This is a genomic window from Caballeronia sp. LZ001, assembly GCF_031450875.1.
In the GTDB taxonomy this organism is placed as follows: Bacteria; Pseudomonadota; Gammaproteobacteria; order Burkholderiales; family Burkholderiaceae; genus Caballeronia.
In genome coordinates this window covers 288,340-302,653 of sequence record NZ_JARTVX010000005.1, presented here as the reverse complement: position 1 = coordinate 302,653, position 14,314 = coordinate 288,340, and the positions used below count along the sequence as shown (strand labels likewise).

General features: G+C 62.9%; 16 protein-coding genes. 8 read left to right on the top strand and 8 right to left on the bottom strand.

Annotated features, from left to right (window positions below):
• Positions 1 to 19: 19 nt before the first annotated feature.
• The 8 genes from P9292_RS37930 (at position 20) to P9292_RS37895 (ending at position 8,732) form a co-directional block, all read left to right on the top strand.
• Positions 20 to 1,660 (top strand): ABC transporter substrate-binding protein, encoded by a 1,641-nt coding sequence (locus P9292_RS37930; protein WP_309964677.1) that lies wholly within the window; start codon positions 20 to 22, stop codon positions 1,658 to 1,660.
• Positions 1,661 to 1,733: 73 nt separating this feature from the next.
• Complete coding sequence (locus tag P9292_RS37925) at positions 1,734 to 2,774, top strand: ABC transporter permease (RefSeq protein ID WP_250493908.1); 1,041 nt, start codon at positions 1,734 to 1,736, stop codon at positions 2,772 to 2,774.
• Positions 2,771 to 3,622: an ABC transporter permease gene (locus P9292_RS37920; protein ID WP_250467863.1), complete on the top strand. Its 852-nt coding sequence runs from the start codon at positions 2,771 to 2,773 to the stop codon at positions 3,620 to 3,622. The genes P9292_RS37925 and P9292_RS37920 overlap by 4 nt, the downstream gene beginning before the upstream one ends.
• Positions 3,619 to 5,286, top strand: coding sequence for an ABC transporter ATP-binding protein (locus tag P9292_RS37915; protein ID WP_244831170.1), 1,668 nt, complete (start codon positions 3,619 to 3,621; stop codon positions 5,284 to 5,286). Before P9292_RS37920 ends, P9292_RS37915 begins: the two co-directional genes overlap by 4 nt.
• Positions 5,283 to 6,209: an NAD(P)-dependent oxidoreductase gene (locus P9292_RS37910; RefSeq protein ID WP_250467861.1), complete on the top strand. Its 927-nt coding sequence runs from the start codon at positions 5,283 to 5,285 to the stop codon at positions 6,207 to 6,209. The genes P9292_RS37915 and P9292_RS37910 overlap by 4 nt, the downstream gene beginning before the upstream one ends.
• A 23-nt stretch (positions 6,210 to 6,232) precedes the next feature.
• A complete protein-coding gene (locus tag P9292_RS37905) occupies positions 6,233 to 6,991 on the top strand; it encodes a 3-oxoacyl-ACP reductase family protein (protein WP_309964674.1) in 759 nt (252 codons plus the stop codon).
• A 47-nt stretch (positions 6,992 to 7,038) separates the two neighbouring features.
• On the top strand, positions 7,039 to 7,941 hold the full coding sequence (locus tag P9292_RS37900; protein ID WP_309964672.1) for a polysaccharide deacetylase family protein: 903 nt from the start codon (positions 7,039 to 7,041) through the stop codon (positions 7,939 to 7,941).
• A gap of 71 nt (positions 7,942 to 8,012) precedes the next feature.
• Complete coding sequence (locus P9292_RS37895) at positions 8,013 to 8,732, top strand: GntR family transcriptional regulator (protein WP_244831166.1); 720 nt, start codon at positions 8,013 to 8,015, stop codon at positions 8,730 to 8,732.
• Here P9292_RS37895 and P9292_RS37890 read toward each other — a convergent pair.
• The 8 genes from P9292_RS37890 to P9292_RS37855 all read right to left on the bottom strand — a co-directional run bounded on the left by P9292_RS37890 (position 8,729) and on the right by P9292_RS37855 (position 14,312).
• The gene (locus tag P9292_RS37890; RefSeq protein WP_309964670.1) at positions 8,729 to 9,538 is read right to left on the bottom strand and encodes a TIM barrel protein; all 810 of its coding nucleotides are present in this window, start codon (positions 9,536 to 9,538) and stop codon (positions 8,729 to 8,731) included. The genes P9292_RS37895 and P9292_RS37890 overlap by 4 nt on opposite strands.
• Positions 9,538 to 9,957: a RidA family protein gene (locus tag P9292_RS37885; RefSeq protein ID WP_309964668.1), complete on the bottom strand. Its 420-nt coding sequence runs from the start codon at positions 9,955 to 9,957 to the stop codon at positions 9,538 to 9,540. The genes P9292_RS37890 and P9292_RS37885 overlap by 1 nt, the downstream gene beginning before the upstream one ends.
• A gap of 12 nt (positions 9,958 to 9,969) precedes the next feature.
• Positions 9,970 to 10,737 carry a transporter substrate-binding domain-containing protein gene (locus P9292_RS37880; RefSeq protein ID WP_250527169.1) on the bottom strand — a complete coding sequence of 256 codons (768 nt, stop codon included), beginning with the start codon at positions 10,735 to 10,737 and terminating at the stop codon, positions 9,970 to 9,972.
• Positions 10,738 to 10,812: 75 nt separating this feature from the next.
• Complete coding sequence (locus P9292_RS37875) at positions 10,813 to 11,541, bottom strand: amino acid ABC transporter ATP-binding protein (protein ID WP_309964666.1); 729 nt, start codon at positions 11,539 to 11,541, stop codon at positions 10,813 to 10,815.
• Positions 11,538 to 12,212, bottom strand: a complete 675-nt coding sequence (locus P9292_RS37870) for an amino acid ABC transporter permease (protein WP_244831161.1) — start codon at positions 12,210 to 12,212, stop codon at positions 11,538 to 11,540. Before P9292_RS37870 ends, P9292_RS37875 begins: the two co-directional genes overlap by 4 nt.
• Positions 12,209 to 12,901, bottom strand: coding sequence for an amino acid ABC transporter permease (locus P9292_RS37865; protein ID WP_244831160.1), 693 nt, complete (start codon positions 12,899 to 12,901; stop codon positions 12,209 to 12,211). Before P9292_RS37865 ends, P9292_RS37870 begins: the two co-directional genes overlap by 4 nt.
• A gap of 27 nt (positions 12,902 to 12,928) precedes the next feature.
• Positions 12,929 to 13,633 carry a substrate-binding domain-containing protein gene (locus P9292_RS37860; protein ID WP_309964664.1) on the bottom strand — a complete coding sequence of 235 codons (705 nt, stop codon included), beginning with the start codon at positions 13,631 to 13,633 and terminating at the stop codon, positions 12,929 to 12,931.
• A 16-nt stretch (positions 13,634 to 13,649) separates the two neighbouring features.
• Positions 13,650 to 14,312, bottom strand: coding sequence for an aspartate/glutamate racemase family protein (locus P9292_RS37855; protein WP_309964662.1), 663 nt, complete (start codon positions 14,310 to 14,312; stop codon positions 13,650 to 13,652).
• Between the last annotated feature and the right edge of the window lie 2 nt (positions 14,313 to 14,314).

The window sequence follows — 14,314 nt, the reverse complement described above, 5'->3', positions numbered from 1 at the left end:
TTCACGCAAGGAGCGTGTCATGTCGCAAACCTACGACGCCAAGCCCGCGTCCGCATTGACGCGAGCGGGTTCCATCCAGCTTGCGCGGCTTATCGCGGCGGCCGCCGCGCTCGGCATCGGCGCGCTTGCCATGCCCGTCTTCGCGCAGAACAACAATTCGGTTCTGGTCGTGGCCGGGCCGCGCACGCCGGAGTCGCTGGATCAGGAATATCCGCCGACCGAAGCCAGTCACGAGGCGCGCCGCAACGTGTTCGAACGCTTGCTCACCTATGAGATGAAGCCGGGTGAAAACGGCGTGACCGTCGAGGACTTCAGCAAGCTCAAGGGTGCGCTCGCCGAAAGCTGGGAGACTTCGCCCGACAAGACTTCGATCACCTTCCATCTGCGCCCCGGCGTCAAAAGCTATGCGGGCAACACGCTCACCGCCGACGACGTCATGTGGACCTTCCAGCGCGGCTGGAATCTGAAGGCGACGTTCCGCTGGTACATGACGCAGGTGCTGAAGATCACCGACTTCGACACGGCCTTCAAGAAAATAGACGACCACACGGTGAAGGTCACGCTGCCGGGTTCGTCGCCGCTGATCGAACGGCTGTGGGTGAACAACGATCTCGGCATCATCGATTCGGTCGAGATCAAGAAGCACATCACGCCGGACGACCCGTGGGGATCGCGCTGGCTCGCGAGCCATTCGGCATCGTTCGCGCCGTATCGGGTCACGAAGTATTCGCCCGGACAGGAAGTGGTCTACGAGAGCAACAAGAACTACTATCGCGGCGCGCCGAAGCTCACGCGTATCGTGTTCCGCGAGATGCCGACGTCGGCCAACCGTCTCGCGGCGTTGCAGGCGGGCGCCGTCGATGTGGCCGAATGGCTCGCGCCGCGCGAACAGGCCACGCTCGAAAAAATGCCCGGCGTGAAAGTATGGAAGGTCTACGGCAATTACATTCAGCGCGTGGAAATGAACAACGCCGTTGCGCCCTTCAACAACGACAAGGTGCGTCAGGCGCTGAACTACGCGGTGCCGCGCGAGCAGATCCTCAAGTCCGTGTTCTACGGCACGGCGCGGCCCACCAAAAGCCCGGTATCGGAGATCTATCCCGCGTACACGGATCAGTACTACCACTACACCGAGGACCTCGACAAAGCGCGTGCTTTGCTGAAGGAAGCGGGCTACGAGAAGGGCTTCAAAACGCAGTTGGGCTATCCCACCGGCGACCAGACCGAGGAAGAACTGGCGATCATCCTGAAGACGGCTTTCTCGAAGATCGGCGTGGACGTGGAATTGCAGAAGCTGCCTGCATCGACGCTCGTCGAGCGCTATTCGAAGGGCACCATTCCCATGTACTTCTTCCGCGACATGGCTATCGTGCCGGATGCCGCGTACGTGACGAATCTCTGGCTCAACAGCGCGTCGCTCATCAACTATTCGCATTACAAGAATGCGGAAGTCGACAAGCTCATCAACGACAGTCTTTCGATGACCGACGAAGCCAAGCGCAAGACTTCGATGGAGCGCGTGCAGCAACTCGTGATGGGCGAAGCACCGTGGGTGTTCCTCATCAATCCGGGTTATCAGCTTGCCACGCGCGCCAACATCAAGGGCTATAGCTGGAACACGACCAACGGCAATACCTGGTACGACTTTTCCAAGAACTGAGGTCCTTACGCCGTGACGCCGCCGCGCAAGCCGGCGGCGTCTTCGCGGCGCGATCATCCTGAAGGAGTTCGCGATGTCCCTCTTCACCGCGTGGCGTTCGGCGCCGCGACCGCTTCGCATCGTCGTCGCGCGGATCGGCATTCTCATCCCGCAGATGTTCGGCGTGATGTTCGCGACCTTCCTGCTGATCCGCCTCCTGCCGGGCGACCCCGCGTTGCTCATGCTCGGCAACATGGCGACGCCCGACGCCATTGCATCGTTGCGCGAGAAACTGCATCTCAACGGCACGGTATGGTCGCAATTCGGCGGCTATCTCGTCGCGCTGATGCACGGCGACCTCGGCACCTCGATGTTCACCTCGAACCCCGTCACCGTGGATCTGCTGCAACGCGTGCCCGCCACGCTCGAACTCATCACCTATTCGATGATCCTCACCGTCGTGCTCGGCGTTGGGATCGCCGTGACCTCGGCGGTGCGAGCGGGCGGACTGGTGGATCGCGCGAGCCGCGTCTACGGACTTGCCGCCGGCGCGATACCGGACTTCTGGGTCGGGCTCCTCCTCATCTACGCGCTCTTTCATATGGCGGGCATTGCGCCCGCGCCATTCGGGCGCGTCGATTCATTCGTCACGCCGCCGCCCACCGTCACCGGCTTCTACACCATCGACAGCGTGATTGCCGGCGACTGGGAAGCGTGGCGCTCGGCGGTCGCGCATCTGTGGCTGCCGGTGCTCACGCTCACCATCGTCAACATGGGCGGCCTGATGAAGCTCACGCGTTCGACTTTCGAGGGCATCTATCGCAGCGAGTTCATCCGCCATGCGCGCGCGTCCGGGCTTTCCGAGCCCATGCTCGTGCGAAGCGCGCTGCGCAACAGCCTGCCGCCCATCATTACCATGATCGGTTTTCTGTTCGGCTTCCTGCTTGGCGCGGCCGTGCTCGTGGAGACCATCTTCGCGTGGGGCGGCCTCGGGCAATACGCGGTGCAGGCCGTCATGAACAGCGACTATCCCGCGTTGCAGGGTTTCGTGCTCGTCGCGGCGGCCTTCATTCTGCTCGTCTACACGGCGGTGGACGTGCTCTACGGACTCGCCGATCCGAGGATCGAAATATGAAACCGATGAACGCGCTCTCCGCTTTTCGCCAGCGTCTCGACAAAGCGCTGATCTTCGGGCTTGCGCTGCTCGTGTTGCAGATCGTGCTGATCGTATTCGCGCCGCTCATCGCGCCGCATTCGCCAATAGAAGCGGACCCGTCCAACATTCTGAAGGCGCCTTCGTGGCACTACTGGTTCGGCACCGATGTATCAGGCATGGACATTCTCTCGCGCGTGATCTATGCAACGCGCATCAACCTGCTGATCAGCGTGACGGCGGTGGCGATTGCCTTCGTGATCGGCGTGCCGATTGGTCTTTTCATCGGCTACTACCGGAATACGTTGAGCACACTCGTGATGCGCGTGTTCGACTTCATTCAGTCGTTTCCGGTGTTCGTTATCGGCATGGCGCTGGTGTCTGTCATGGGCCAGGAAATCTGGAACGTGGCGATCGTGCTCGCCGTGCTTTTCATTCCGATGTTCGCGCGCCTGATCCGCGCCGAAGTGCTCTCGTTGCGCGACCGCCCGTTCATCAGCGCGGCGCGTTGCAGCGGCGCGACGGACGCGGGCATCATGTTCCGCCACATTCTGCCGAACGCGATCACGCCGGCCATCGTGCAGGTTTCGATCAGCATCGGCATGGCGATTCTTCTAACCGCGGGTCTTTCGTTCGTCGGCGCGGGCGTGCGCATGCCGACGCCCGAATGGGGCTTGATGGTTGCCAACGGCGCGCAGCAAATGATTCTCGGCGTGTGGTGGGCGGCGCTCTTTCCGGGCCTTGCCATCATCGTGTCCGTGCTGACCTTCGCCATTCTCGGCGACGCCGTCAAACGTATTGCGGAACCCGTCTCGCGAGGTGAGCAATGAACGCGTCTTCGCGACCCGTGCTGCTGGAAGTCGAACGGCTCACCGTCTCGTTCGGCGATACTCCCGCCCGCCGCGTTCTCGATGAAGTGAGCTTCACGCTGCGCCAGGGCGAGATTCTCGGCATCGTCGGCGAAACCGGCGCGGGCAAGTCGGTGCTGGCGCGCTCGATCATCGACCTGTTGCCGGAGGGCGGACACATCGACGGCGGGCGGGTGATGCTCGCGGGGCAATCCGTGCTCGACATGCCCGCGCGCGAGAAGCGGCGCTTTCGCGGCGGCGAGGTCGCGCTGATCGGCACCAATGCAAAGATGCTGCTCGATCCGGTGGAGACGGTCGGCGCGCAGATCGTGCGCGTGTTGCGCGTGCATAAACGCATTGGACGGCAGGCGGCATGGCGCGAGGCGATCGAACTCTTTAAGCAAGTGGGGATCGTGAATCCGGAAGCGCGCGCGCATGCTTATCCGCACGAACTATCGGGCGGCATGGCGCAGCGCGTGGTCATTGCGATGGCGTTGATCGCCCAGCCCAAGGTCTTGCTCGCCGACGACGCCACGCTCGGTCTCGACGCGACAATCCAGTTGCAGGTGCTCGATCTGCTCGCGCAGAAGGGCCGTGATCTGGGCCTCGGCGTCGTGATGGTCACGCACGATCTCGGCGTCGTCGCCAACTATTGCGACCGCGTGGCGATCATGAAAGACGGCCGGCTGATCGAGCTCGCTTCGGTCGGACCTTTTCTGCGCAGCCCGCAAGAACCGTACAGCCGCGAGTTGCTCGATGCCGCGAAAGCGCGCCCCGCGCCGCGCGAACCCGATCTGCGCACGGACGCCGACAAGGCCGCCGCGCGCCGTCCTTTGCTCGAAGTCGAACACCTGGTGAAGACCTTCGTCTCGGACCGCAATCATGCCGTCGTGCGCGCGATCGACGATGTGTCCTTCGCCATCGCGAAGGGCGAAACCCTCGCGCTCGTCGGCGAAAGCGGCTCGGGCAAGACGACGACCGGCCAATGCTTGTTGCGTCTGCTCGATGCGGACTCCGGCGTGATTCGCTTCGATGGTGTGAACACGCTCGATCTGTCGGAGCGCGCGTTCCGGGCCGTGCGGCGGCGCATGCAGATGGTCTTCCAGGAGCCTTATGTATCGCTCAATCCGCGCTGGCAGGTCCGCGATCTGATTGCGGAGCCGTTCGCGCTCGGCGAGAAGCTCACGCGCGCCGACCGCGAGGCGCGCGTGCTGCATCTGCTCGATCTCGTGAATCTGTCGCGACGGCGCGCGACTGCGTATCCGCATGAGTTGACGGCGGGCGAACAGAAACGCGTGGGCATTGCGCGGGCGCTCGCGGCCAATCCAGACTTCGTCGTCTTCGATGAATGCACGACCGCGCTCGATATTCGCGTGCGTGCGCAGATCATCGACCTCGTGCGTAACCTGCAGGCAGAGATGGGCTTGTCCGCCTTGTTCATCACGCACGATCTGAACTCCGTGCGCTCGCTCGCGCACTATGTCGCGGTCATGCGCAACGGCAGGATCATCGAAACTGGCGAGGCTGAAACCGTATTCGAGCGGCCGGTCGAAGAGTACACGCGCAAGCTCCTGAAGGCCGAGTTGCCGATAGAGGAAGTCGCAAAGACGGTTCACCATCTCGATGTCGCGGGAGAAAGACAATGAGCGTGCCGCAGAGAATCATCGTAACGGGCGCGGCGGGGCTCGTGGGCCGCGCGGTGGTCCGGCTTTTAAACGCGCGTGGCGATGAAGTCGTCGCGATGGATCGCAGCGGCGGGTTGCGCATAGACGATGTCACCGTCGCCGAATGCGATCTGCGCCACGTGCACGGACTGCATGCGCTGGCGCGCGGCGGCGTGTCGGGCGTCATTCATTGCGGTGCGTTTTCCGGGCCGATGGTCGCGCGCGATAACCCCGCCGCCATGTTCGACGTGAACATCGGCGGCACGGCCAATATGCTGGAAATAGCGCGCATACATGGCGCGCGCCGCTTCGTGTATTGCTCGTCGACGAGCGCTTATGGCGATACGCCGCCTGGTCCCGTCCCCGAAGACGTCGTGCTCGCGCCCGCCAGTCTCTACGGCGCGAGCAAGGTCTGCGGCGAGCAACTCGTCAGCGCCTACGCGCGGCAATACGGCGTGGATGGCGTGAGTCTGCGGCTGTCGTGGGTGTACGGCCCGCATCGCACGACCGACTGCATGATCCGCCGCATGCTTACCGACGCCATGACGAAGCAGCCGACGCACGTGCCGTTCGGCCTCGACTTTCATCGCCAGTACATTCATGTCGACGATGCCGCCGCCGCGCTCGTCGCCGCGCTCGATGCGCCGTCGCTGCCGCGCCGCACCTACAACATCACCGGTGGCGTGCGCGCGACGCTCGGCGAAGTGGCGGATATCGTACGCCGCGTGATGCCCGGCGCGGATATCGAACTCGCGCCCGGTCCCGATCCGCTCGACGAGAATCAGGAACGCTTCGACATTTCGGCGGCGGCCACGGACTTGGGTTACAGGCCGCGCCTCGACCTCGAAGCGGGCATTCGCGCTTACGCGCAATGGCTCGCCGAAACATCGGCCGAAACCGCATGATCGAATCAAGGAGGAGCATCAGCATGGAATCGTTCTCGCTGAAGGGCCGCACGGCGTTCGTGACCGGCGGCAACACGGGTATCGGCCGCGCCATCGTGCAACTGTTCGCGGCTCAGGGCGCGAAGGTCGGCATTTCGCATATCGGCGATGCAGCCGGCGCGCAAGCACTCGCCGACGAACTCGCCGCCAGCGGTGCAGAAGCCGCCGTGACCGAATGCGACGTCACCGATGCCAATGCCGTCGCGCGTCTGAACGCATGGAGCCGCGAGCATCTCGGCCCCGTCGATATTCTCGTGAACGCGGCGGGAATCAGCGGCGAGACGCCGTTCGTCGATCTGTCCATCGACGAATGGGACCGCATGATGGCCGTGAATCTGCGCGGCACGTTCCTCGTCACCAAGCAGTTTTTCGCGGACATGATCGCGCGGAAGTACGGCCGCGTCATCAACATCGCCTCGCAACTCGCGTACAAGGGCACGCACGACATGAGCCACTATTGCGCGTCGAAGGCGGGCGTGGTCGGCCTCACGCGCGCGCTGTCCTACGAAGGCGCGCCGCACGGCGTGACCGTCAACGCCATTGCGCCGGGCCCCGTCGAAACCGCGATGCTCGCGAGCTTCACAAACGAATGGCGCGCGATGAAGTTCGCGCAGCTTCCCGCCGGCCGCTTCGGTGAAACCGGCGAGATCGCGCCTACCGCGCTCTTGCTCGCATCGGAAACGGGCGGCGCGTATTTCATCGGTCAGACGCTCTCGCCCAATGGCGGCGACGTGATGCTTTGAGCCCGCTCATCCTTTCGAAACACCACGACACGACACAGGAGTGCAGCATGGATCTCGATCGCGATTTCATCGGTTATGGCGCGCATCCACCCAACGCGCGATGGCCGGGCAACGCGCGTATCGCCATCAACTTCGTGATGAATTACGAGGAAGGCTCGGAGCCTTCCATCGGCGATGGCGAAGCCGCCACCGAGACCTGGTTCACCGAATCGCACGGCTTGAACTCCGGCGTGCGCGGCCGCGATCTTGCAGCCGAAGGTCTCTTCGAATACGGCAGCCGCGTGGGGTTCTGGCGCCTCATGCGGCTTTTTCGGGAGCGCGGCCTGCCGCTCACCGTGTATGGCTGCGCGCTGGCGCTCGAACGCAATCCGCAGGCAGCGGAAGCCATACGCCATTCAGGCTTCGACGTGTGCAGTCACGGCTGGCGCTGGATCAAGCATTACGACCTGAGCGAGGAAGAGGAACGCGAGCATATTCGCCGCGCGATCGAGTCGCTTGAGCGCACGACGGGCGAGCGTCCGTACGGCTGGTATTGCCGCTATTCGCCTTCGGTAAACACGCGAAGGCTGCTCGTCGAGGAAGGCGGTTTTCTCTACGATTCCGACTACTACGGCGATGAATTGCCCTTCTGGAAGGTGGTTCAGGGCCAGCCGCATTTGGTGATACCCTACTCGCTGACCACGAACGACGGTCAGTTCGCCGGGTCGGTAGGCACGGCCAAACAGTGGTTCGAATTCATGCGCGACAGCTTCGACATGTTGTATAGCGAAGGCGCGACACAACCGAAGATGATGTCGGTCGGGCTGCATATGCGGCTCATCGGTCATCCGGCGCGCGCGGCGGGTCTCCAGCGTTTCCTCGATCATGTGATGAAGCACGAGGACGTGTGGGTCACGCGGCGTATCGACATTGCGAACCACTGGATCAAGGAACATCCGTTCGTGCGGTAAGCGGTCGGGCGAAGCGAGCCTGACCATCGGCATGTCTCTTTCGACATGCGCCAATCCATCAGACGCGGCACATGCTAAAAACCGTCGGCGAAACGCAGAAACTCAAGCCCCGCAAGACAGGCGACGGCGACAACACCAGCGAAGAGATTTACGAACAGATCTACGTCGCACTACTGGAGCATCGGCTCGTGCCCGGCACGAAGCTCGCCGAAGAACGTCTGGCCAGTATCTTCGGCGTGAACCGGGCACGTGTGCGCGACGCGTTGAGCCGGCTTGCATATGAACAGATCGTCGAGGTGTATCCGAAGAAAGGCTGGTTCGTCGCGAAGCCTTCGGTGGACCAGGCGCGCGATGTTTTCGAAGCGCGCAGGGTGATCGAACCCGCAGTCATTGCGCGGCTCACGCGCAGCATCACGCCTGACAAGCTCGCGCAAATGCGCGAGCACTTGCGGCTCGAAATGGACGCGCGCGAGCGTTCGGACAAGCGCGCGGTCATCCGGCTCTCGGGCGAATTTCACAATCTCGTGGCGACGCTCGCGGGTAACTCGTCGTTCACGCGCAGCGTGCGCGAACTATCGACACTGACGTGCCTCGTCATCCTGCTTTATAACGCGCCGATAACGTCGAGTTGCCGCGCCGATGAACACACCGCTATCGTCGATGCCATCGCCAAGGGCGACGGCGACAAGGCGGCGGAGTTGATGCTGCATCACCTCGATCACATTCAAAGCGCGCTCAATCTGGATGTGGTCGAGGAGGAAGTGGACCTGGAAGCGATATTCAAGCGCTAGGGTGCTTCTTTGAAGGCATTGAGCCACCCGAGCCCCGCGACCGTCGATTCACGAGGCCGATACTCGCAGCCAATCCAGCCTTCGTAACCCTGCGCCCGGATACTCGCGATCAACTCGTTCCACGGCATGTCGCCGGTGCCGGGTTCGTGGCGGCCGGGTGCGTCGGCGAATTGAATGTGCGCGACGTCGGGCGCATACAAGGCGAATTGCTCGACCACATCGAGGCCGCTCATGCGGCAATGATAGGCATCGAAAAGCAGGCGCAACTTAGGTTGCGCGATCTCCTTCATCAACGCATGCGCCTCTTCGAGGCTGCGCAGAGCATAGCCCGGTACGTCGATCTGATTGAGGCATTCGAGCAGCAGCGTGACGCCGCTATCGCGCGCCGCATCCGCAGCCCACGCGAGATTTTCACGCAACGTATCGCGCACCTGTTCAACGGGCACGCCGCCTGGCGCAAGTCCAGCCATCACGTGAATGAGCCCGCACTTCAGCGCCGACGCGTAATGCAGCGCACGCAACACGCCATCGCGATACCGCGCCCGTTCGCCGGGAATGCATCCGAACCCGTTACCGCCGATACTTCCAGGCGGCGCGGCGGGCGTGTTGATCAGCACTTGCCGAAGCCCCGTGGCATCGAGCGTCGCCTTGAGAATCGCAGGCTCGAACTCATAAGGCGACGCGTACTCGACCGCGCTAAAGCCCTGCTTTGCGGCCGCCTCGAAGCGTTCGAGAAAGGGCAGCTCCGTAAAGAGCCACTTGAGGTTCGCGCAGAACCTGAGCGAAGTACCGTTCGATGTCTGCATCACTTCAGTCCGACGATCAGCTCGACTTCCACCGGCGCGCCATGCGGAAGCTGCTGCACGCCGATCGCGCTGCGTGCGTGGCCGCCGACTTCGCTGCCCAACGCGTCGATGAGTACGCGCGAGGCCGCGTCGATCACCTTGCCCTGCGCCGTGAAGTCCGGCGAGCAGGCAACGAAGCCGGTCAACTTGAGCACGGCCGCGATTTTCTCGCGCGAGCCGAGCGCGCGCTCCAGCGCCGCGAGACACGCATGCGCGCAAAGCGCCGCCGCGGCTTCGGCGTCGGGCATCGCAATCTCTTCGCCGACCTTGCCGCGATACTTCAGGTCGCCCGCCTCGCGCGGAAGCTGTCCGCTTACGAACGCAAGATTGCCGAATAGCCGTACCGGCGTGACCAGGGTGGAAGCATTCGATGAATTCATGTCACCGCCCGTTCAATAAACGCTGCGCGAAATGTCGATTCCGAAATACTTCTTCCAGACCGCGTTGAGCTTGCCGTTCTGAAGATTGCTCGCAACCCACGTATCGAGCCAGCCTTGCATGGCGGCATCGTTTCGCTTGAGGCCGATGGCGAGCGGGTCTTCGGCCACTTGGAACTGATACTCGAAGTTGGATGCGGGGCTCGTCTCTTTGACGGCAAGCGCATCGGCAAGCGCAGCCACGAAGATGCTCTGCTGACCCGACGACACCGCCGTACGCTCGGTGGCCTCGTCCAGATAGCGGACGATGTTCACGTCCTTCACGCCCTTGTCCTTGATCGCCGCAACGAGATCCAGATCGGCCGTGGTGCCGCGCGCCGTAGCCACCGTCTTGCCGGCAAGACTCTCGACATCCTTCAGCGTGTTCTTGCCCGGCGCGACGACGAAGATCGGCTCGGTGGCATACGGGCGGCTGAAGCCGATCACCTTCTTGCGTTCATCGGTGACGGAGAACGACGCAACGACGATATCCGCCTTGCCCGTCAGCAAGAACGGAATGCGGTTGGGTCCGTTCACGGGGACGATATTCAGCTTCACGCCGAGGTCGTTCGCAATCAGGCGCGCGATATCGAGGTCGGTGCCGGTCTGCACGGCGTTCGCGTCGATCATGCCGTAAGGAGGATGTGTGAAGTCGATACCCACGTTGATGCTGCCGCGCGACTTGATGTCGGCGAGCGTGTCGGCGCTGGCCGCGCTACTAAGCGCGCATAAGGTCAAGGTCATTGCAAGGAATCGGGTCCAGCCGCGCTTCAGGTTCATTTCGCGTGCCTCTGGTTCAAAGATTGATGAGTAAAAGAATTACAGCCCGTTGCCTACGAAAATTTTAAGCTCGGCGGTTCTGGGCGCTTCGAGCATCGCGCCGCTACCCGCTTCCCAAACCACGCCGTCGTTCATGAACACCACTTTCTGCGCGACCGAACGCGCAAACGCCATCTCGTGCGTGACGATCAGCATGGTCATGCCATCGCGCGCAAGCCGTTCCATCACGCGCAGCACTTCGCCGGTGAGTTCGGGATCGAGCGCGGATGTCACTTCGTCGAACAGCATCACGGCAGGTTGCATGGCGAGCGAACGCGCAATCGCCACGCGTTGCTGCTGACCGCCCGAGAGTTCATGCGGATACGCCGATGCACGCGCGCCGAGTCCCACCTGATCGAGCACGTGTGCCGCGAGTTCGTCAGCGGCGGCGCGCGCGAGACGGCGCACCTTGAGCGGCGCGAGCGTGATGTTCTGCTTGACGGTCAGATGCGGAAACAGGTTGTAGCTCTGGAACACGATGCCCACGTCGAGCCGCAATGCGCGCAGGTCCACTTCCGTATCGCCGAGCTTGTGCCCGCATACTTCCAGCGTTCCGCCAGTGATGCGTTCGAGGCCGTTCACGCAGCGTAGCGCCGTGCTCTTGCCGGACCCCGAGCGGCCGATGAGCGCGACGACTTCGCCCTTGCGCACATCGAGATCGATACCCTTCAGCACTTCGGTCGAACCGTAAGCCTTGCGCACGCCCTTGAAAGTGACGATGTTGTTCATTGCGTCGAATCCTTGCCGAGTCTCGCACCGAAGCGTCCCATGCGTTCCAGCCGGACACTCATGCGCGCCACGGGATAACAGAGAATGAAATACACGCCAGCCGCGAGCGTGAAGATGACGAACGGCTCGAACGTGGTGTTGTTGACCATGCGCGACGTGTAGGTCAGCTCGCTCATGCCGATGACGACCGCATACGACGTGTTCTTGATGAGCGCGACGACGAAGCCAACTGTCGGTGGCACCGAAATGCGCAGCGCTTGCGGGAGGATCACGTGCACCATGCGCTGCAGATACGAGAGCGCGAGCGACTCTCCCGCTTCCCATTGCGTGGCGGGCACGGCGAGAATCGCGCCTTTCCATATCTCGGCGAGATAGGCGCCGGCGTTGACGGCGAGCGCGACGGATGCGGCAATGACCGGCAACACGTCGAAGCCGAAGAGCCCGATGCCGAAGTACACGACGAACATCGCGACAGGCAGCGGAATGCCCTGCATCACGGTGACGTAGGCGCGGCCGAGCCTCAACGCAATGCCGCGTCCCGACACGAGCAAGAGCGCCACGGGCAAGCCGATGATCGCACCACCCACCGCTCCCGCGACCGACAATTCGACGGTGGCGAGCGTACCCTTGAGCATGTAGGCGAGCTGGGCGTCCGTGAGGTTGAAGATCATGAACGTCCTCCGCGCGCACCCGCAAGACCCAGACGCGGAAACATGAACGCGCCTGCCGCAAGCAACGCCCAGCGCAACGCGCTGGCGAGCGCCAGATAAGCGAGCGCGATCACCATGTACGCCTCGAAACCACGAAACGTGATCGACTGAATCAGATCGGCAATGCCCGTGAGTTCCTCCGCCGATATCTGCGACATGATGGAAGTGGCGAGCATCATCAGGATGAACTGACTCACGAGTGCGGGATACATCTTCTCCACCGCCTGCGGAATCTCGACATGCCACAACACTTGCCGCCGCGACATCGCGAGACACGACGCCGCTTCGATCTGGCCTTGCGGCACCGCTTCCAGCCCCGCGCGCATGATCTCCGCCGTGTAGGCGCTGACGTTGACCACGAGCGCTGCAATGGCTGCCTCGAACGCGGGTACGTGCAACTTGATCGCCGCGAGCCCGAAGAAAATCCAGAACACTTGCAGCACGAGCGGCGTGTTGCGGATCACCTCGACATACGCGCGAATGGCACGCGAAAGACCGGCGCCGCCATGCAGACGGCCCACGGCGAGCGCCACGCCCAAGGCGAACCCTGGCACGGTCGCGACGATGGTCATGCGTATCGTCAGCCAGATGCCGTAGAGCAGATCGCCCCAGTACTGCTGCAGGAAGCTGAAATCGAATTGATAGTTCATGGCCGGCGGAAGGCTGTGGCTGCTGAATTAATCGAGACACTCGAGGCCGAACTTCTCGTAGGCATCGCGTGCGGCGGGCGAATCGAGTGTGAGGAGCAAGGCTTCGGTTTCAGGCGTTTCGTCGGCACCCGCGAAGGCGGCGATGGAGAAGCACGTGTACGACTGCACTTCCTCGGGCAGCGGACCGGCGATCTTTACGCCCGACACCATCGCAAGTTCGCTGAGTTGTTGAATGGCCACATCCGCATCGCCGCGTGTCACGCATTCGCCCGTGAATCCCTTGGGGATGACGGTCGCGTTCGTGTCGATCTGCTGCGCGATTCCGAGCCGCCCGAGCAAGGTCGCGAAGTAGACGCCGCTCGCGCCGCTGCGTGAATACGCAACGGACTTGGCCGCTAGCAGACAGCGCTTCAACTCGTCGACGGTGCGAAGCGGCGGCACAGACGCATTGCTCGCGACCGCCACGCCTATCCCGGTGCGCACGATTGCACGCGCCCCGCGCGGGCTCAGAACACGTTGCGCGATGAGATCGTCGATGGCGGAGGTCACCGCGACCATCACGCTCGCACGCTCGCCACGCACGATGCGTTCGAGCAGCACGTTGGTGGGATCGAACGTCGCGTTCACGGAAAAGCCGTGGTGCCTCTCGAAGGCGGGCAACACGCTTTCCGTAAGCGCGCCTTTCACGGCCAGCGTGCTCATGAGCGTAAGCGGCCTTGTCTCGTGGATCATCGGTTAGCTCCTTCTCTCAAAGACCAAGGCGGCTTCTGAGCCGCCGCACCGCGCTTTGCGGAGCGGCGAACACGGGAACACGCACCGCTTCTGTCACGAGCGCCTGCGCACGCGAAGTGGAGAAATGCGCGAGCAGGATCGCGTCGTAGCCATGCAGCTCCGCGGCTTCCTGGGCCACGAGCGCGTTGTGTGCCGATGCATCGCCCGCACGCAGCTTCGTCATGGCTTCGGCGGCCACGAACGTATCGAGCGTCGCTTGCGGATTGATGCGCGCGGCTTCCTCGGCGAACTCGGCTTCCATCGTCGGCACAGCCGGGGCGAAGGTCGCGATCATCGCGAGACGGCTGCCGCAGGCAAGCGCGTCCTGAAACATCGCGTCGTTCGGCTTGCAGACCGGCACCGGCAACTCGCGATCCGCTTTCTCTATGGCCGGACCAAACGCCGAACAGGTCGCGAGAATCGCGTCCGCGCCCGCTTTGTAGCCATAGCGCACGAGATTCACGAAGCGCTGCATCAGCGCCGGCGTGAGTTGCTCGTCCGCTGCGCGCGCGGCCGTGAGACCGTCGTCAAGCAGATTGCTCAAGCGCGCTTCGGGCCAGTCCGCTGCGAACGCGCGATGGATAGGCTCCATCGCGACCGGCGTGGCATGCAGCAATACGATCGAAAGATCCTGTCTCATGG